The following is a 19,656-nucleotide window of genomic DNA, read 5'->3' as shown; positions in this document are numbered from 1 at the left end:
TCCGTCATGCACATCTCCACAAAAGGTGAGCGCGGACGGAGCGGCGCGGAACGCACGCATCGCATACATCGACATCTGGAAGAAGCGAACATGAGACACATTATTTCCGTTCTGCTGGAGAACGAACCGGGCGCGCTGTCGCGCGTGGTGGGCCTCTTTTCCGCACGCGGCTACAACATCGAAACCTTGACGGTGGCGCCGACCGAAGACCGTTCGCTGTCGCGCATGACCATTGTTTCCATTGGCTCGGACGACGTGATCGAACAGATCACGAAGCATCTGAACCGCCTGATCGAGGTGGTGAAAGTGGTCGACCTGACAGAGGGCGCCCACATCGAGCGCGAGCTGATGCTGATCAAGGTGAGGGCGGTCGGCAAGGAACGTGAGGAGATGAAGCGGATGTCGGATATTTTCCGCGGCCGCATCATCGACGTCACCGAAAAGACCTACACGATCGAACTGACGGGCGCGAGCGAGAAGCTCGACGCGTTCATCGAAGGGCTCGACGCCACCGCGATTCTCGAAACGGTCCGCACGGGCGGTTCGGGCATCGGGCGCGGCGAGCGTATCCTGAAGGTTTAACGACCCGGCAACATCGGTTCGATCCGCGCCGGGCGTTGCGTCAAGCGCCCGGCCCAAGCACTACACACGCAACATTTTTCTGAATTTCGCCAAGGAACAGACATGAAAGTTTTCTACGACAAGGACGCCGACCTCTCCCTCATCAAAGGCAAGCAGGTCACCATCATCGGTTATGGCTCGCAAGGCCATGCGCACGCGCTGAACCTGAAGGAAAGCGGCGTGAACGTCACGGTCGGTCTGCGCAAGGGCGGCGCATCGTGGAGCAAGGCTGAGAACGCAGGCCTCACGGTGAAGGAAGTGGCGGAAGCCGTGAAGGGCGCAGACGTTGTGATGATGCTGCTGCCCGACGAGCAGATCGCCGAAGTCTATGCAAAGGAAGTGCACGGCAACGCCAAGCAGGGCGCGGCGCTCGCGTTCGCGCACGGCTTCAACGTGCATTACGGCCAGGTGATCCCGCGTGCTGACCTCGACGTGATCATGATCGCGCCGAAGGCGCCGGGCCACACGGTGCGCGGCACGTACTCGCAAGGTGGCGGCGTGCCGCACCTGATCGCAGTCGCGCAAGACAAGTCGGGCGCAGCACGCGATATCGCACTGTCGTACGCAGCGGCAAACGGCGGCGGCCGTGCCGGCATCATCGAAACGAACTTCCGTGAAGAAACGGAAACCGACCTGTTCGGCGAACAAGCCGTGCTGTGCGGCGGTACGGTCGACCTGATCAAGGCTGGCTTCGAAACGCTGGTCGAAGCGGGCTATGCGCCGGAAATGGCGTACTTCGAGTGCCTGCACGAACTGAAGCTGATCGTCGACCTGATCTACGAAGGCGGCATCGCGAACATGAACTACTCGATCTCGAACAACGCCGAGTACGGTGAGTACGTGACGGGTCCGCGCATCATCACGGATGAAACGAAGAAGGTGATGAAGGAAGTCCTGAAGGACATCCAGACGGGCGAGTACGCGAAGAGCTTCATCATCGAAAACCGCGCTGGCGCGCCGACGCTGCAATCGCGTCGCCGTATCACGGCTGAGCACCAGATCGAGCAGGTTGGCTCGAAGCTGCGCGCGATGATGCCGTGGATCGCGAAGAACAAGCTGGTCGATCAGTCGAAGAACTAATCTGCCCGTTTTTCTTGCTCCGGCGCACGAAATGCGCCGGAAGCGTCAAAAAGCCGTCCAGGTGTGCTGAACCCTGGACGGCTTTTGCTATCCTACGGTTTTACGTGCGACACGCACGCTCGTGTCCGTGAGCCTCGCGTTATGAGGCATCGACTAGAGGGTTATCGCTCGGAACTTCGGTTTCGAGTGCCATGCCCTCCGCAGGCGGCCCCCTTGTGGGCCGCGCCCTTGTAGAAGTAGGGGTGGCCTTGGCCATTCCCTTGATGAAGCGAACCTCGGCGCTGCATGGTCGAGGAACGCATTGCAATGATCTGGTTACCGCCAGATCCCGCCCAGTCAGCGGCTTCACCTCCGCTGACAAAGCGGAGTGTTGTTTGCAATTTCACCGCCCCTAGGAAGGTGAATTCGCTACGCGATACGAGCGAAATAGCTCGGTGTGTCATTGTTCGGCCTCGCCGGCAGCTTGGCGAGTGAAGTGAACCTGCTGTACGACCAGCAGTAGCCTAGGAGGACATGCGTCACTGGCAACGGTGAGGTGTGAAGCTTCTCTGACAATGTAGTCCCCGACGTTCAGGGCGGGTGACGGTCGTGAGACCGTCCCTCGGAGACTCCCAGCAGCACTGGGGTTGAGACGCTAGGCTGGCTGATACGGTTAACGGAAGTGAACTGCTGATAAACCTCGTAAGTAGGACGGTGCCAAAGCTGCTGATAGGCATCAACCAAAAGGTGTGCGGTCGGATAACCCGCTGTAAATTCGGGTTACGTCGTCATCGGACCGCTGGGGAATAGGCAGAACCTAAGTCAGTCGTGTGACATGCCGGGAACGTGGTAAGCCTGTATGGTTGCCGGCCGTAGTTTGGCTGGCAGGCGAACCGTGAGGGACGCTGTTAATTGTGCAGGTATGGGATGACGGAAAAAGCGAAAGCCGGTCTGTAATGGATCGGATAGGGGTTGCGACATTACCCCACGCGAAAGCGGGCAGACTTCCGTCTGGTCTACCGTCGCAAGATGGCTGACTAGCCCTTTAGCTGGAAAAGTGATTGCTGATGGCGTCCTCGCCATTAGCGTAAGTCTTTAACCCCCGCGCGGGAGCAGATCGCTCCCGCAAGGGGCGATCTGTTCTCCGCTCGGGCCTCACTTCTTCGAGTAGGAGAGCAGCATGAAAGTATCTGTCCGAAAGGATGGATCTGCGCTTTCCCACGCACCAGACAACTGGCACGCCGTAGATTGGCGTCGGGTTGAACGGAACGTGAGAGGGATGCAGATTCGAATTGCGAAGGCGACGCGGGACAACGACTGGCGCAGGGTGAAGGCCCTGCAACGGATGTTGACCCGCACGTTGTCCGCGAAGCTGTACGCGGTACGACGTGTTACGCAGAACCAGGGTGCGCGAACGGCGGGAGTCGATCGCGAGCTATGGGATTCGCCTGAAGGCCGGTGGAACGCCATCGGCAGGTTGAAACGGCGCGGATATAAGCCCCTGCCTCTACGGAGAGTCTTTATCCCCAAGGCCAACGGGAAGGATCGCCCTCTGGGCATTCCGACCATGCGGGACAGGGCGATGCAAGCCTTGTATCTGTTGGCTCTGGAGCCGGTGTCGGAATCGACGAGCGACCCGAACTCCTATGGGTTCAGGTTGAACCGTTCGACGGCTGACGCCATGTCGCAGATTTTCGTTGCCATGTCCCAAAAGGGCTCAGCTCGTTGGGTGCTGGAAGCGGATATTAAGGGCTGTTTTGACCACATCAACCATGATTGGTTGGAGAGCCATGTCCCCATGGACACGGAAATCCTCCGGAAGTGGTTGAAGGCTGGCCTGATTTACAAAGGGCAGCTACAGGCGACTGAGGCCGGTACACCGCAGGGAGGGATCATCTCCCCGACGCTGGCGAATGTGACGTTGAATGGGTTGGAGCGGCAACTGGTCGCGCACCTCGGTGCGAAGCTCGGGGTCGCGAAGGCTAAGAAGTTGAAGGTTAATGTGGTGCGGTACGCGGACGACTTCGTGATCACCGGCGACTCGAAAGAGATACTGGAACAAGAGGTTCGACCTTGGGTGGAAGCATTCCTGGCTGTACGCGGGCTGCAACTCTCTGAGGAGAAAACGCGGATTACACACATCGACGCAGGCTTCGATTTCCTTGGGTGGAACTTCCGGAAGTACTCGGGAACCCTGCTCATCAAGCCGAGCAAGAAGAATGCGCAAGCGTTCTACCGCAAGGTGGCGGAAACGATCAACGGCAACAAGACGGTTAAGCACGAGAATCTGATTCGACTGCTGAACCCGATGCTACGGGGATGGGCGCAGTATCACAGCCCCGTGGTCGCCAAAGAGGCGTACAGCCGCATGGAGTCTCTGATTTTCCGGAGACTTTGGCGGTGGTCGAAGAGGCGGCATCTGAACAAGAGCGCCGACTGGGTGAGAAGGAAATACTTTCACTCGGAAGGTAGCCGGCATTGGGTGTTCGCCGTTCCGATAGTTCGTGAAGATGGCAGCAAAGGTTTGCTTGAGTTGTACCAGCTCAGCGGTACTGATATCAGGCGACACAGGAAGGTCAAAGGGGAATTTAATCCCTTTGACCCAGAGTGGGAGCAGTACGGCGAGCAGTTGCGGGAGGCACGCATGGAGCACTCGATGCGGCACCGACGGCAATGGGTCTCGTTGTACATGTCGCAGGGCGGGTTATGTGCGCACTGTGGCTGTGCCCTGACACGGGAGACCGGTTGGCATGACCATCATCTGGAATATCGGATGCATGGTGGGTCAGACGCTCTCTCAAACAGGGTCTTGCTTCACCCGGACTGTCACCGGCAGGTGCACGCAGGTAAAATTGTAGTAACTAAGCCGGCCCGGTTCTAAGACCGGGCTTTGTTTGTAGATTTGAGCCGTATGCGGGGAAACTCGCACGTACGGTTCTTAGGGGGCTCCTCTTCCGCGAGGAAGGGGGCTACCCTCCAAAAAGACTGAACCCATTTATGAATTACCCTCATCCGATCATCGCGCGCGAAGGCTGGCCGTTCATTGCCATCGCGGCCGTCGTTGCGTTGTTGATCCACTTCATCGCAGGGTTCGGCATTGCCTGGATTTTCTGGCTGTTGCTCATCTTCGTCGTGCAGTTTTTCCGCGATCCGGCGCGTCCCATTCCGACGCAGGCCAACGCGGTGCTGTGCCCTGCCGACGGCCGCATCGTCGCTGTCGAAACCGCGCACGATCCGTACGCGAACCGTGAAGCGCTGAAGATCAGCGTGTTCATGAACGTATTCAACGTGCACTCGCAGCGTTCGCCTGTCGACGGCGCGATCTCGAAGGTCGAATATTTTCCGGGCGCGTATCTGAACGCCGCTGTCGATAAAGCTTCGACGGAAAACGAGCGCAACGCGGTCGTGATCGAAACGGCGAGCGGCGCGACGGTGACGTCGGTGCAGATCGCGGGCCTGATCGCGCGGCGCATTCTCTGCTACGTCAGGGCAGGCGAGCCGCTCACGCGCGGCCAGCGCTACGGCTTCATCCGTTTCGGTTCGCGCGTCGACGTGTATCTGCCCGTGGGCAGCCGACCGCGTGTGTCGATCGGCGAGAAGGTCTCGGCTTCGTCCACGGTTCTGGCTGAACTATAAAGCGGCACAGGGAGGGTTCGATGGCCGCATTCAAACCGCGTCGTCCTCGTAGCAGCGGTGCGCCGCAGCCGCGACCGTTCAGGCGCAACAAGCCGTCGGTGGTCACGGAATCCGTGATCGACAGCCGACGGGCCGCGCGACAGCAGTTTCTGCGCAAGCGCGGGATTTACCTGTTGCCTAACGCGTTCACGACGGCGGCGCTTTTCTGCGGGTTCTTCGCCGTCGTGCAGGCGATGAACGTGCGCTTCGAAGTTGCCGCGATTGCGATTTTTGTCGCGATGGTGCTCGATGGCATGGATGGGCGTGTCGCGCGTATGACGCATACGCAAAGCGCTTTTGGCGAGCAGTTCGACAGTCTGTCGGATATGGTGTCGTTCGGCGTTGCGCCGGCGCTTGTGATGTATGAGTGGATTCTGAAGGATCTCGGGCGCTGGGGCTGGCTCGCGGCGTTTGTTTATTGTTCTGGCGCGGCGTTGCGGCTGGCCCGGTTCAATACGAATATTGGTGTCGTTGACAAGCGGTTTTTTCAGGGCATGCCGAGCCCGGCTGCGGCTGCGTTGATCGCTGGTTTTGTCTGGCTTGCTACCGATAATCGCGTGCCTTTGAAGCTGGTCTGGCTGCCGTGGGTTGCTTTTGCTTTGACCATCTACGCGGGCGTGACCATGGTATCGAATGCGCCGTTTTATAGCGGTAAGGCGCTGGATGTGCGGCATCGTGTGCCGTTTGCGGCGATTCTGCTTGTTGTGGTCGCGTTTGTGCTGGTTTCGTCGGACCCGCCTTTGATGTTGTTTGGGCTGTTTGTGCTTTATGGGCTGTCGGGGTATGTGTTTTGGGCTTATCGCGTGGTTAGGGGAATGGGGAATCCGGCTCGTTCCTCGCAGCGGCCTGGGTAACGGTTTTTGGGTTTGTCTGCGACGCTGGTTTGATGTTTTTGGTTTTGCGTTGGCATCCGCGATGCGTTATCTAGCTTCAAGCGTCGCCCCTGTGCGGGGCGGCACCTACTTTTCTTTGCCGCCGCAAAGAAAAGTAGGCAAAAGAAAGCGGCTCACACCGCCAGGCCTTGTGTTTGCCTGAGGGCCCCCAAAGGGTCTTACGCTTCACACGGCAATCACGTGACCCACGTTCGTTGCCAGCGCTCTGAATGAGCGCCTCACCCGCTTCAAGCTCCCGCATTACTCGATGACGCGCCAGGCAGTCCACCGCCGCCCAGGTGGCAAACTGTGTGTCGGCCGCTTGTGCTCCACGCGTATCACTTCGGACCGATAGCGCAGGCGTCCCACCCTGTAAGAGCGCTACCCTGTACGCCGCGACAACCTGCACACAGTTTGCCACCTGGGCGGCACATACCATTTGTTGTCGTTTGCACGAGTACGGGTGTTTGAAGCTGGTGATGAGCACATTCAAAGCGTTAGCAACGCACGCTGACAAGAACGTTGCCGTGCGAACTGTGGGGACGATGGGTCCCGTGGATAAGAACAAGAGTTGGCGGTGTGAGCCGCTTTCTTTTGCCTACTTTTCTTTGCGGCGGCAAAGAAAAGTAGGTGCCGCCCCGCACAGGGGCGACGGCTTGAAGGGAGCTAACGCATCGCGGATGCCAGCGAAAGCACAAAACCAACCCGCGGATGCCATCGCGAACCCCGGCACACGGCCAAAAGCGTCGCAGACAGAACAAAAGCCAAAAAAAGCTCGGCCCGCAAGGCCCCCAATTGCACGTTTCGACCATTGCCGCTATAGTCTCTGGCATGGCACTTTCCAAGTCCTCCTTCCTGCATCTTCAAGCCAGCGCGCTACTACGCTCGCTAGCTCTAGCGCGCCTGCCGCGCTGATCGTTTTCGCCCTCCGTCTGCCTCGTTCGTTGTTTAGCGTCGCCTGCGGTGATGGCGCAAACACTCGAATTCCGTTTTCCAATTCAAATTGACCGAATCCCCTGGAGACCCGAGATGGCAGACAAGCTCATCATTTTCGATACGACGTTGCGTGACGGCGAACAATCGCCCGGTGCGTCGATGACGAAGGAAGAAAAGATCCGTATCGCGAAGCAGCTCGAACGGATGAAAGTCGACGTGATCGAAGCCGGCTTCGCCGCCAGTTCGAACGGCGACTTCGACGCGATCCACACGATCGCCGGCATGATCAAGGACAGCACGATCTGCTCGCTCGCCCGCGCGAACGACAAGGACATCCAGCGCGCCGCCGAAGCCCTGAAGCCCGCCGATCACTTCCGCATCCACACGTTCATCGCGACGTCGCCGCTGCACATGGAAAAGAAGCTGCGCATGACGCCTGACCAGGTGTTCGAGCAGGCGAAGCTGGCCGTGCGTTTCGCGCGCAAGTTCACGAACGACGTCGAGTTCTCGCCGGAAGACGGCAGCCGCTCGGATATGGACTTCCTGTGCCGCGTGCTCGAAGCCGTGATCGCGGAAGGTGCGACGACCATCAATATCGCCGATACCGTCGGCTACGGTGTGCCGGAACTGTACGGCAACCTCGTGAAGACGCTGCGCGAGCGCATCCCGAACTCGGACAAGGCCGTGTTCTCGGTGCATTGCCATAACGACCTCGGCATGGCCGTCGCGAACTCGCTGGCAGGTGTGCAGATCGGCGGCGCGCGTCAGGTGGAGTGCACGGTGAACGGTCTCGGCGAGCGCGCGGGCAACACGTCGCTCGAAGAAATCGTGATGGCGGTGCGCACGCGCAAGGACTATTTCGGCCTCGATCTCGGCATCGATACGACGCAGATCGTGCCGGCCTCGAAGCTCGTGTCGCAGATCACGGGTTTCGTCGTGCAGCCGAACAAGGCGGTAGTCGGCGCGAACGCGTTTGCGCACGCGTCGGGCATCCACCAGGACGGCGTGCTGAAAGCGCGCGACACCTACGAAATCATGCGCGCGGAAGACGTGGGTTGGACCGCGAACAAGATCGTGCTCGGCAAGCTTTCGGGCCGCAACGCGTTCAAGCAGCGTCTTCAGGAACTGGGCATCTCGCTCGACAGTGAAACCGAACTGAACCTCGCGTTCCAGCGCTTCAAGGAACTCGCGGACCGCAAGTCCGAAATCTTCGACGAAGACATCATCGCGATCGTCACGGAAGAATCGGCCGAAGCGCAGGAGCGGGAGCATTACAAGTTCGTGTCGCTGTCGCAGCACTCGGAAACGGGCGAGCGTCCGCATGCGCGCATCGTGTTCTCGGTCGCGGGCAAGGAAGTGGTCGGCGAAGCGAACGGCAACGGTCCCGTCGACGCGACGCTGAACGCGATCGAAACGGAAGTAGGCAGCGGTTCGGAACTGCTGCTGTACTCGGTCAACGCCATTACGACGGGCACGCAGGCGCAAGGTGAAGTGACCGTGCGCCTGTCGAAGGCGGGGCGTATCGTGAACGGCGTCGGCACGGACCCGGACATCGTCGCCGCGTCGGCCAAAGCGTATATCTCGGCGCTGAACCGTCTGTATGCCGGTCATGACAAGGTGAATCCGCAGCGCTCGGAAATCTGATGCGCGTTTGCTGCATTCAGTCGCAATGAGCAAACCCCGCTGCGGCGGGGTTTTTCTTTGTGTATGCGCGACGAAAAATGATGAAAAAGCCGCCTCGCAAGGCGGCTTTTCCGTTTGACGCCGAAGCAACTCAGAACAGGCTGCGGCGATCCGGATCGTGCAGCGGATCGGGCGTCTTTTGCGTCAGACGCAGGATGCCCTGATCGTCGAAATAGAAGCTGTACATCATGTACCAGACGTTGTCTTCCAGATATCGATACGTCCACACTTCGCGCTTCATCAGCGGGAAATAGTTCGTTTCGACCGGGCGCCCGAAGTTGACGAGGACGTCGTCGCGCGTCCATTTGCCGATTTCCGCGCGATAAAACTCGTTCGGCTGCAGCACCTGGCGCACGTTCATGATCTTGCCCGACGCGTCGACGTCGGCGGCCGTGGTGGTTTCGCCCATCGGCTGCGTCGGCCACATCAGGCGCCTGCCGCCGTTGGGCAGGTCGTACACTTCGCGCGGCGGACCGAGACGGGCGACGATCGTCGACTGATCCGCGCCCGCCTGATAGTTCTGCCACGGCTGCGCGCAGCCGGCGAGCGTTACGGCGCACGCGAGAGCCGCTAGCACGCCGCGCGCCGGGCGCACGAATGAAAGGCGGTTGAACATGACACCTCCGGTGGTGTTCGATGAGTGGTTGTTGTTCTAGGCTGATATTTTGACACGCGCCGCGTCAAAAGATTTTCGGGCATTCGCCCGCCGGGACGGGCCTTCGCGCGCGATTCGCTTGCTTGCGGCCCGCGCGCCGTCCTATGATCCGCGCTTCGATCGACAGGTGAGACGCTGATGAAAGCAAAGTGGGCAAAGGCGATAGCGACGGCGATGACGCTGGCCGCGGCGACGATTCCTGCCGCCAATGTGCATGCGCAAGGCGCACCGGCTGGCGCGCCGATCCGTATCGCGATGATCGAAGGCATGTCCGGCCCGTTCGCGAACGCGGGCGCGGCTGTCGAGCGGAACCTGCGGTTCGGCGTTGAAACGGTCAACGCGCGCGGCGGCGTGAAATTGGCGGACGGCGCGCATCCGCTGGAGCTCGTCGTGCTGGACAGCAAGGGCAGCGCGGAAGAGGCGCTCGTGCAACTGCGCGCCGCCGCCGACAAACACATCGGTTTCATCGCGCAAGGCAACAGTTCGGCCGTGGCGGCCGCCTTGCTCACGGCGATCGACAAGCAGAACACGCGCGAGCCGGACAACCGCGAGCTATTCCTCAACTATTCCGCCGACGATCCCGCGCTCACCAACGCCAACTGCAGCTTCTGGCATTTCCGCTTCGACGCGCATGCCGGCATGCGGATGGATGCGCTCGCCGATGTCATCCAGCGCGACAAGTCGGTGAAGAAGGTCTATCTGCTGAATCAGGACTACAGCTTCGGGCATGACGTGAGCACGCTGGCGCGCGCCGCGCTCGCGTCGAAGCGGCCGGATGTCGCGGTGGTCGGCGACGAGTTTCATCCGATCGGGCGCGTGAAGGATTTTGCGCCGTACATCGCGAAGATTCGCGCGAGCGGCGCGGACGCGGTGGTCACGGGCAACTGGGGCAACGATCTGACGCTGCTGGTGAAGGCGGCGCGCGAGCAGGGCCTCGACACGAAGTTCTACACGTTCTACGGCAACAGCCTGGGCGCGCCGGCCGCGCTCGGCGACGCGGGCGTGAAGCGCGTGATCGCCGTGGCCGACTGGCATCCGAACGCGGGCGGCGCGGCATCGGACGCGTGGTACGCGTCGTTCCGGCAACGTTTCCCGGCCGCGCAGGACGATTATCCCGTGCTGCGCATGCCGCTGATGATCGAGATGCTCGCGACGGCGATGGCCCGTGCGGGCAGCGCGCAGCCGGAAAAGGTCGCGAAGGCGCTGGAAGGGATGAAGTACGACAATGGTTTTCATGCATCGTGGATGCGCGCCGACGACCACCAGTTGATCCAGCCCTTTACGTGATGGAAATGGACAAGGCAGGCACGCCGGGCGTTCATTTCGACAACGAAGGCTCGGGTTACGGCTTCAGAACGGTACTGGCGCTGCCGCCCGAGCGCACGGTGCCGCCCACGACATGCCGGATGAAGCGGCCCTGAGCGGCCTGTGAACGTCCAGCCGTGGCGGGAGGCGGGCCTGGCCAGAAGCACGGCCCGAAACGGCGGGGTTCGCCGGATGAACGGGCTGTGCTACAATACGCGACTCGTTTTGTTGTAACCACGGCACGGCCTTTCTTCCGTGACCGCCTGTCGATTCAAAGGAAATCAACATGTCCGTAGCTGAAATCACCAAGAAATCCGACGTCGTCGCGCAATTCGCACGCGCTGCTAACGACACCGGCTCGCCCGAAGTTCAGGTCGCTCTGCTGACCACGCGCATCAACGAACTGACGGTCCACTTCAAGGCCCACACGAAGGACCACCACAGCCGCCGCGGTCTGCTGCGCATGGTGAGCCGTCGTCGCAAGCTGCTCGACTACCTGAAGGGCAAGGACGCTGACCGTTACCGCGCTCTGATCGAGAAGCTGGGTCTGCGTAAGTAATCCGGCGCATCGGACTTTCTGTCAGCAAGATGCCTGTGTCAGTTCCGCTGATACAGGCATTTTGTTTTTCAACGGTGCGCTTCGTGTGAGGTTTGCCGTTGATACCACCCACCAGGCGTGCCGGTTGCGCCGTGGGTAAAACGAAATAAAGCCGGGCTTCAGGGTAGGGCGCTGTGTCATTCCAGCGGTTCGCGTGCAAACAGTTGCATCCACGTGATTCTCTGGAATGGCATAACACTCCTCTACCCGAAAGGTTCGGTCCTGACGGTGCCGCGCGCGGTTTTGCGCGGCATGACCAAAAGATCAAGGAGGACAAATGTCTCTGTTTAACAAGGTCGTCAAAGAGTTCAAGTGGGGCCAGCATACGGTCCGCATGGAAACGGGTGAAATCGCCCGCCAGGCGAGCGGCGCCGTGCTGGTCGACGTCGAAGACACCGTCGTGCTGGCGACTGTCGTCGGCGCGAAGACGGCAAAGCCGGGCCAGGACTTCTTCCCGCTGACTGTCGATTACATCGAAAAAACCTATTCCGCAGGCAAGATCCCCGGCGGCTTTTTCCGTCGCGAAGGCCGTCCGTCAGAAGGCGAAACGCTGATTTCGCGTCTGATCGACCGTCCGCTGCGTCCGCTCTTCCCGGAAGGCTTCTACAACGAAGTGCAGGTCGTCATCCACGTGATGTCGATCAACCCGGAAGTGCCCGCCGACATCCCCGCGCTGATCGGCGCATCGGCGGCGCTCGCCGTGTCGGGTCTGCCGTTCAACGGTCCCGTCGGTGCTGCGCGCGTTGCGTACATCAACAACGAGTACGTGCTGAACCCGACCCGCTCGCAAGTCAAGGAATCGAGTCTGGACCTCGTCGTCGCCGGTACGGAGCGCGCGGTGCTGATGGTCGAATCCGAAGCGGATCAACTGCCGGAAGACGTGATGCTGGGCGCGGTCGTGTTTGGTCACGAGCAGATGCAAACGGCGATCGACGCGATCCACGAACTGGTCCGTGAAGGCGGCAAGCCCGAGTGGGACTGGCAAGCTGCGCCGAAGAACGAAGCGCTGATCTCGCGCGTCAACGAAATCGCTGGCGCGGAACTGCTGTCGGCGTATCAGACGCGCGACAAGCAGGCTCGTTCGACGAAGCTGAAGCAAGTCTACGCAGCGACGCAAGCCAAGCTCGAAGAAGAGGCAGCGGCAGCGGGCACGGTGGCAGCCGACAAGGCATCCGTCGGCAACGTGCTGTTCGACATCGAAGCGAAGATCGTTCGTTCGCAGATCCTGAACGGCGAGCCGCGTATCGACGGCCGCGACACGCGCACGGTTCGTCCGATCGAAATCCGCACGGGCGTCCTGCCGCGTACGCACGGTTCGGCGCTGTTCACGCGCGGCGAAACGCAGGCGCTGGTCGTCGCGACGCTCGGCACGAAGGGCGATGAGCAGATCATCGACGCGCTCGAAGGCGAGTACCGCGACCGCTTTATGCTCCACTACAACATGCCCCGTTCGCCACGGGCGAAACGGGCCGCGTCGGTTCGCCGAAGCGCCGCGAAATCGGTCACGGCCGTCTTGCAAAGCGCGCGCTGATCGCGTGTCTGCCGAGCGCGGAAGAGTTCGGTTACTCGATCCGCGTCGTGTCGGAAATCACGGAATCGAACGGTTCGTCGTCGATGGCATCGGTGTGCGGCGGCTGTCTCGCGCTGATGGACGCCGGCGTGCCGATGAAGGCGCACGTCGCGGGCATTGCGATGGGCCTGATCCTCGAAGGCAACAAGTTTGCCGTGCTGACCGACATCCTCGGCGACGAAGATCACCTCGGCGACATGGACTTCAAGGTGGCGGGCACGGAAGCTGGCGTGACGGCACTGCAGATGGACATCAAGATCCAGGGCATCACGAAGGAAATCATGCAGGTCGCGCTCGCGCAAGCGAAGGAAGGCCGCATGCACATCCTCGGCAAGATGACCTCGGCGGTGGCGGGCGTGAACACGGAGATGTCGGCGTACGCGCCGCGCATGATCACCATCAAGATCAATCCGGAAAAGATCCGCGACGTGATCGGCAAGGGCGGTTCGGTGATCCGCGCGCTGACGGAAGAAACGGGCACGACGATCGACATTTCGGATGACGGCGTTGTCACGATCGCGAGCACGAGCAGCGAAGGCATGGCCGAAGCGAAGAAGCGCATCGAGAACATCACGGCGGAAGTCGAAGTCGGCCAGGTCTACGAAGGCACGATTCTCAAGCTGCTGGACTTCGGCGCGATCGTCAACCTGCTGCCGGGCAAGGATGGTCTGCTGCACATCTCCGAAATCGCCAACGAGCGTATCAAGGACATCAACGACTACCTGAAGGAAGGCCAGCAAGTGAAGGTCAAGGTCATCCAGACGGACGAGAAGGGTCGTGTGCGTCTGTCGGCGAAGGCGCTCCTGAACGAAGCAGCACAAACGGAACCGACGCCGCAGCAGTAACGCGGTGAAGGTGAAGCGGCCGGTAGCGCAACTGCGCGCCGGCCGTTTTTCATGTAGGGTGGATTGCAGTGCGAACGGGTTTGTACGACCGGTTTGCAGCGCAATCCAGACCTGGGAGAGACGACGATGAACGCAATCGAAATCACCGAATTCGGTGCGCCGGAAGTCTTGAAGCTCGCCGAGCGGCCGATGCCCGAACCGAAAGCGGGTGAAGTGCTGATCAAGGTGTCCGCGTCGGGCGTAAACCGCCCGGACGTGTTCCAGCGCAAGGGCGGCTATGCGCCGCCGCCGGGCGCTTCGGATCTGCCGGGGCTGGAAGTGGCAGGCGAAATCGTCGGCGGAAACATCGACGAGAAGCGCAATCCGTTCGGTCTGAAGATCGGCGACCGCGTGTGCGCGCTGATGGCGGGCGGCGGGTATGCGGAATACGCCACCGTGCCGCTGCTGCAATGCTTGCCTGTGCCGAAGGGCTTCTCCGATATCGAAGCGGCTGCGTTGCCCGAGACATTCTTCACGGTCTGGAGCAATGTTTTTGACCGTGCGATGCTCGGCAGGGGCGAGGGCGGCGAGAACGAAACGTTTCTTGTACAGGGCGGCTCGAGCGGCATCGGCGTGACGGCAATCCAGATTGCACATGCGCTCGGCTTTCGCGTGTTCGCGACGGCGGGCACCGACGAGAAGTGCCGCGCATGTGAGGAAATCGGTGCCGAACGGGCGATCAACTACAAGACGGAAGATTTCGTCGAGGTGATCAAGTCGCTGACGAACGACCGTGGCGTCGACGTGATCCTCGACATGGTGGCGGGCAGCTACGTGCCGCGCGAACTGAAGGCGCTCGCCGACGGCGGCCGTCTCGCCATCATCGCGCTGCTGGGCGGCGCGAAGGCGGAGGTGAATCTGAACGACATTCTGCGTCGCCGGCTCACGGTCACGGGGTCGACGCTGCGTCCGCGGCCCATCGAGTTCAAAGCGAAGATCGCGGCGCAACTGAAAGAGCGCGTATGGCCGCATCTCGAAGACGGCACGATCAAGCCGGTGATCTTCAAGGTGTTCCCCGCTGCAGAGGCCGCGCAGGCGCACGAGCTGATGGAGAGCAGCACGCACGTCGGCAAGATCGTGTTGAATTGGGGCGCGGGTGCTTGACAGCGGTCGTTTAATTGAGTTTGACCCAGTCTGTCAGCACACAGTAAAATCGCGTGTTTTGCGCGTTCTGCATGGTTTTTGCATGCGGAGCGGGTACCGAGCGCCGACGAAGCGGACGCGTTCTTCACCCGTACCACGATAAAACGAGCGAGACGATGGCGAATCAACGAGCAAAACTGGTAGTCGGTAACTGGAAGATGCACGGCCGGCTGGCTGATAACCGTGTGTTGCTGCAGGCGGTATCGCGCGGCGCCGACGATCTTCCGGACGATGTGCGAGTCGGCGTGTGCGTACCGTGCCCGTATCTGGCGCAGGCGCAAACGCTGCTCGAAAGCGGCCGCGTCGCGTGGGGTGTGCAGGATATCTCTGCGCACACGCAAGGCGCGTTTACCGGCGAGGTCGCGGCTGAAATGGCTGCCGAGTTTGGCGCGTCGTATGCGATCGTCGGGCATTCGGAGCGTCGTGCGTATCATCGCGAAAGCCCCGAGATCGTCGCTGTGAAGACGCAGCGTGCGCTCGAAGCAGGTTTGACGCCGATCGTCTGTGTCGGTGAAACGCTGGAAGAGCGCGAAGGTGGCAAGACCGAGCAGATCGTCGGTGAGCAACTGGATGCGGTGCTCGTGAAGCTGTCGGTGGAAGAGGCGGCTCGCCTCGTGGTCGCATATGAGCCAGTGTGGGCAATTGGCACTGGCAAGAGCGCGACGGCGCAACAGGCACAGGACGTTCACGCGTTCCTGCGCGCGCGTCTCGTCGCAAAGGGCGGCGATGCCGCCGACGTCCCGTTGCTGTATGGCGGCAGCGTGAAGCCGGAGAACGCGGAAGACCTCTTCAGCCAGCCGGATATCGATGGCGGCCTGATTGGTGGTGCGTCGCTGAAGGACAAGGATTTCCTGGCAATCTGCACGGCAGCTGTCGCGGCAACGGCCGCGCGCTGAGCATCAAGGCAGAGTGCCCGGGCGAGGATGACCCATTGCGTGCAGCATGTCGTGCTGTGCGGTTCAATAAAGACTCAGGTGAGTGTGATGCTGTATTTGAAAACGTTGATCATTGTCGTGCAGTTGCTGTCGGCGCTTGGCGTCATCGGCCTTGTGCTCCTGCAACACGGCAAGGGTGCCGACATGGGCGCGGCTTTTGGTAGCGGCGCATCGGGCAGTCTCTTCGGCGCGACAGGCTCTGCTAATTTTCTGTCACGTACCACTGCGATACTGGCAGCTGTGTTCTTCGTCACCACGTTGACATTGACGTACCTCGGCGCGTATCACTCGAAGCCTTCGGCTGGCGTCCTGGGCAGCATGCCGGCAACGGCACCTGTTGCTGCATCGGGTGCTCCTGCTGCTTCGGCACCGGCTAATGCATCGGCTGCAATTGCTGCGTCTGCAGCTTCTGCGCCAGGCCAAGACGTGCCGAAATAAATTTTCGGGAAAAACACGTTTGTGCGTTGAACAAACTGTTTGGCCGGGTTACAATTCAAGTCTTGAAGCGATTCGCGGGTTTTACAAGTTGTTTTCCCGGATTGCAGACAGTGCCGACGTGGTGAAATTGGTAGACACGCTATCTTGAGGGGGTAGTGGCGAAAGCTGTGCGAGTTCGAGTCTCGCCGTCGGCACCAATGTTATCTAATGCCAGCCGCTTGCTTCAGCTTCGGCTGGCATTTTCACTTCTGAGATGGTGTTTGCTGTGGGCTTTCAACATCAAGCATCCCGAAGTGTTTCGCGTCAGGGGTTGTTCCGCGTAGCCAACGTCTCCTGACGTCACTCAGAACCAACCGATTGAGGATACTTTGAACCTCGCAGCCTATTTCCCCGTCTTGTTGTTTCTCCTCGTGGGCACCGGTTTAGGCGTAGCACTGGTCAGTATTGGCAAGATCCTCGGTCCGAATCGACCGGACACCGAAAAGAACGCACCGTACGAGTGCGGCTTCGAGGCATTCGAAGATGCGCGCATGAAGTTCGATGTGCGCTACTACCTGGTCGCCATTCTCTTCATCATTTTCGACCTTGAAACGGCATTCCTGTTCCCGTGGGGCGTGGCCCTGCGCGATATCGGCTGGCCGGGCTTCATCTCGATGATGATTTTTCTGCTCGAATTCCTGTTGGGCTTCGCCTATATCTGGAAGAAAGGCGGTCTCGACTGGGAATGACGGGTTAATCGCCGGTGTGTGTAGGTGGCGATGGCTCGCCGCCTGTCTGGAGTGGAAAACAAATGAGTATCGAAGGGGTCTTGAAGGAAGGGTTTGTCACCACCACGGCTGACAAGCTGATCAACTGGACGCGTACCGGTTCGCTGTGGCCGATGACGTTCGGTCTCGCGTGTTGCGCGGTCGAGATGATGCACGCGGGCGCTGCCCGTTATGACCTTGACCGTTTCGGCGTGGTGTTTCGTCCCAGTCCGCGTCAGTCGGACGTGATGATCGTCGCCGGCACGCTGTGCAACAAGATGGCGCCCGCGCTACGCAAGGTCTACGATCAGATGGCCGAGCCGCGTTGGGTGATCTCGATGGGTTCGTGTGCGAACGGCGGCGGCTACTATCACTACTCGTATTCGGTGGTGCGTGGCTGTGACCGTATCGTGCCTGTCGATGTGTATGTGCCGGGCTGTCCGCCCACAGCTGAAGCGCTGGTGTACGGCGTGATCCAGTTGCAGGCGAAGATCCGCCGGACCAACACCATCGCCCGTCAATAAAAGCCCGAGCCTCCCCACAATATGGCAAGCAAACTCGAGACCCTCAAAGCGAACCTCGAGGCGGCCTTTGGCGGCCGCCTGACGAGCATCACCGAATCGATCGGTGAGCTGACCATCGTCGTTAAGGCGGACGATTACCTCGAAGTGGCGAAGCGTCTGCGCGACGACGCGACGCTGTGTTTCGAGCAGCTGATCGACCTCTGCGGTATCGACTATCAAACCTACAGCGAAGGCGCTTACGAAGGTCCGCGTTTTGCCGCCGTCCTGCATCTGCTGTCCGTTTCGAAGAACTGGCGCCTTCGCGTGCGCGTGTTCGCGCCGGACGACGAAGTGCCGCTCGTCGCGTCGGTCGTCGACATCTGGAGTTCGGCCAACTGGTACGAGCGCGAAGCGTTCGACCTGTACGGCATCGTCTTCGAAGGTCACCCGGACCTGCGCCGCATCCTGACCGATTACGGTTTCATCGGTCACCCGTTCCGCAAGGATTTCCCTGTCTCCGGTTACGTCGAGATGCGTTACGACCCGGAAGAGAAGCGCGTCGTCTATCAGCCGGTGACGATCGAGCCTCGGGAAATCACGCCGCGCGTGATCCGCGAGGATCGCTATGGCGGCCTGAAACACTAAGAGAACGCCATGGCAGAGATCAAGAACTACACGCTCAACTTCGGCCCGCAGCACCCGGCAGCGCACGGCGTGCTGCGCCTCGTGCTCGAACTCGATGGCGAAGTGATCCAGCGCGCCGATCCGCACATCGGCCTCCTGCACCGCGCGACTGAAAAGCTCGCGGAAAGCAAGACTTTCATTCAGTCCGTGCCGTACATGGACCGTCTCGACTACGTGTCGATGATGGTCAACGAGCACGGCTACGTGTTGGCCATCGAAAAGCTGCTCGGCATCGATGTGCCCATCCGTGCGAAATACATCCGCGTGCTGTTCGACGAAGTCACGCGCGTGCTGAACCACCTGATGTGGATCGGTGCCCACGCGCTCGACGTCGGCGCGATGGCCGTGTTCCTCTACGCCTTCCGTGAGCGCGAAGACCTGATGGACGTGTATGAAGCGGTGTCCGGCGCACGGATGCACGCGGCGTACTATCGTCCGGGTGGCGTGTATCGCGATCTGCCGGATGCAATGCCCCAATACAAGGCATCGAAGATCCGCAATGCGAAGGCATTGTCCAAGATGAACGAGACGCGCCAAGGTTCGCTGCTCGACTTCATCGAAGACTTCTTCAACCGCTTCCCGAAGTGCGTCGACGAGTACGAAACGCTGCTCACCGACAACCGCATCTGGAAACAGCGTCTGGTCGGCATCGGCGTCGTGAGTCCGGAGCGTGCGCTGCAGCTGGGTATGACGGGCGCGATGCTGCGCGGCTCGGGCATCGAGTGGGATCTGCGCAAGAAGCAGCCGTACGAAGTGTACGACCAGATGGATTTCGACATTCCCGTCGGCGTGAACGGCGACTGCTACGACCGCTATCTGGTGCGCGTCGAAGAAATGCGTCAATCCACGCGGATCGCGAAACAGTGCATTGAATGGCTGCGCAAGAATCCAGGTCCTGTGATGACCGACAATCACAAGATCGCGCCGCCGTCGCGCGTGGGCATGAAGTCGAACATGGAAGAGCTGATTCACCACTTCAAGCTCTTCACGGAAGGCTTCCACGTGCCGGAAGGCGAAGCGTATGCCGCCGTCGAGCATCCGAAGGGCGAGTTCGGCATTTATCTCGTGTCGGACGGCGCGAACAAGCCATACCGCCTCAAGATTCGCGCGCCGGGTTATGCCCACTTGTCCGCGCTCGACGAAATGGCGCGCGGCCACATGATCGCCGACGCCGTGACGATCATCGGCACACAGGACATCGTGTTCGGTGAAGTGGATCGCTAAACGGTGTCTTAAGCGGTTTTCATCAAGGCACGCGCTCACGTAGCCGATAAAGCATGAGAAGCGGAGCGCGCGTCAAGCAAAGGAACGCCGGGTCTGTCGCAACACGCAGTGCGCGACAGGTTTTC

15 protein-coding genes, 1 tRNA gene and 2 pseudogenes are annotated in these 19,656 nt (G+C 60.5%); 17 read left to right on the top strand and 1 reads right to left on the bottom strand.

The window, feature by feature from the left end; all coding sequences use genetic code 11:
• The first annotated feature begins 90 nt into the window (after positions 1-90).
• The 6 genes from ilvN (at position 91) to H1204_RS11450 (ending at position 8,807) form a co-directional block, all read left to right on the top strand.
• Positions 91-582: an acetolactate synthase small subunit gene (gene ilvN, locus H1204_RS11475; RefSeq protein WP_007588180.1), complete on the top strand. Its 492-nt coding sequence runs from the start codon at positions 91-93 to the stop codon at positions 580-582.
• A 12-nt stretch (positions 583-594) separates the two neighbouring features.
• Positions 595-1,701 carry a ketol-acid reductoisomerase gene (gene ilvC / locus H1204_RS11470; RefSeq protein WP_319636736.1) on the top strand — a complete coding sequence of 369 codons (1,107 nt, stop codon included), beginning with the start codon at positions 595-597 and terminating at the stop codon, positions 1,699-1,701.
• Positions 1,702-2,860: 1,159 nt separating this feature from the next.
• Positions 2,861-4,561, top strand: a complete 1,701-nt coding sequence (ltrA, locus tag H1204_RS11465; RefSeq protein ID WP_180728397.1) for a group II intron reverse transcriptase/maturase — start codon at positions 2,861-2,863, stop codon at positions 4,559-4,561.
• Positions 4,562-4,677: 116 nt separating this feature from the next.
• Positions 4,678-5,316: a phosphatidylserine decarboxylase gene (locus tag H1204_RS11460; protein WP_007588177.1), complete on the top strand. Its 639-nt coding sequence runs from the start codon at positions 4,678-4,680 to the stop codon at positions 5,314-5,316.
• 20 nt (positions 5,317-5,336) lie between these two features.
• Positions 5,337-6,209, top strand: coding sequence for a CDP-diacylglycerol--serine O-phosphatidyltransferase (gene pssA / locus H1204_RS11455; protein ID WP_036003794.1), 873 nt, complete (start codon positions 5,337-5,339; stop codon positions 6,207-6,209).
• A gap of 1,047 nt (positions 6,210-7,256) precedes the next feature.
• Positions 7,257-8,807, top strand: coding sequence for a 2-isopropylmalate synthase (locus H1204_RS11450; protein WP_180728396.1), 1,551 nt, complete (start codon positions 7,257-7,259; stop codon positions 8,805-8,807).
• Positions 8,808-8,937: 130 nt separating this feature from the next.
• On the opposite strand, the gene H1204_RS11445 is transcribed toward H1204_RS11450, so the two are convergent.
• Complete coding sequence (locus tag H1204_RS11445; protein ID WP_180728395.1) at positions 8,938-9,462, bottom strand: hypothetical protein; 525 nt, start codon at positions 9,460-9,462, stop codon at positions 8,938-8,940.
• Between the two features lie 177 nt (positions 9,463-9,639).
• On the opposite strand from H1204_RS11445, the pseudogene H1204_RS11440 reads away from it, so the two are divergent.
• The 11 genes and pseudogenes from H1204_RS11440 (at position 9,640) to H1204_RS11390 (ending at position 19,531) form a co-directional block, all read left to right on the top strand.
• Positions 9,640-10,922, top strand: a pseudogene (locus H1204_RS11440) (branched-chain amino acid ABC transporter substrate-binding protein).
• A 170-nt stretch (positions 10,923-11,092) separates the two neighbouring features.
• Positions 11,093-11,365, top strand: a complete 273-nt coding sequence (gene rpsO / locus H1204_RS11435; RefSeq protein WP_007588169.1) for a 30S ribosomal protein S15 — start codon at positions 11,093-11,095, stop codon at positions 11,363-11,365.
• Between the two features lie 316 nt (positions 11,366-11,681).
• Positions 11,682-13,819, top strand: a pseudogene (gene pnp, locus H1204_RS11430) (polyribonucleotide nucleotidyltransferase).
• A gap of 126 nt (positions 13,820-13,945) precedes the next feature.
• On the top strand, positions 13,946-14,962 hold the full coding sequence (locus tag H1204_RS11425; protein WP_180728394.1) for an NAD(P)H-quinone oxidoreductase: 1,017 nt from the start codon (positions 13,946-13,948) through the stop codon (positions 14,960-14,962).
• Positions 14,963-15,117: 155 nt separating this feature from the next.
• Positions 15,118-15,897, top strand: a complete 780-nt coding sequence (gene tpiA / locus H1204_RS11420; RefSeq protein ID WP_180728393.1) for a triose-phosphate isomerase — start codon at positions 15,118-15,120, stop codon at positions 15,895-15,897.
• Between the two features lie 87 nt (positions 15,898-15,984).
• Positions 15,985-16,374, top strand: coding sequence for a preprotein translocase subunit SecG (gene secG, locus H1204_RS11415; RefSeq protein WP_180728392.1), 390 nt, complete (start codon positions 15,985-15,987; stop codon positions 16,372-16,374).
• A gap of 112 nt (positions 16,375-16,486) precedes the next feature.
• Positions 16,487-16,571: transfer RNA gene (locus H1204_RS11410), tRNA-Leu, on the top strand.
• Between the two features lie 171 nt (positions 16,572-16,742).
• On the top strand, positions 16,743-17,102 hold the full coding sequence (locus H1204_RS11405) for an NADH-quinone oxidoreductase subunit A (RefSeq protein ID WP_007588164.1): 360 nt from the start codon (positions 16,743-16,745) through the stop codon (positions 17,100-17,102).
• A gap of 62 nt (positions 17,103-17,164) precedes the next feature.
• On the top strand, positions 17,165-17,644 hold the full coding sequence (locus H1204_RS11400) for an NADH-quinone oxidoreductase subunit B (RefSeq protein WP_006052903.1): 480 nt from the start codon (positions 17,165-17,167) through the stop codon (positions 17,642-17,644).
• Between the two features lie 21 nt (positions 17,645-17,665).
• Complete coding sequence (locus tag H1204_RS11395; protein WP_180728391.1) at positions 17,666-18,268, top strand: NADH-quinone oxidoreductase subunit C; 603 nt, start codon at positions 17,666-17,668, stop codon at positions 18,266-18,268.
• A 9-nt stretch (positions 18,269-18,277) separates the two neighbouring features.
• Positions 18,278-19,531, top strand: a complete 1,254-nt coding sequence (locus H1204_RS11390) for an NADH-quinone oxidoreductase subunit D (RefSeq protein ID WP_180728390.1) — start codon at positions 18,278-18,280, stop codon at positions 19,529-19,531.
• Positions 19,532-19,656 lie beyond the last annotated feature (125 nt).

Origin of the sequence: Paraburkholderia sp. PGU19 (assembly GCF_013426915.1) — a bacterium.
Classification (GTDB): Bacteria; Pseudomonadota; Gammaproteobacteria; order Burkholderiales; family Burkholderiaceae; genus Paraburkholderia.
This window is presented reverse-complemented; position numbering and strand designations above follow the sequence as displayed.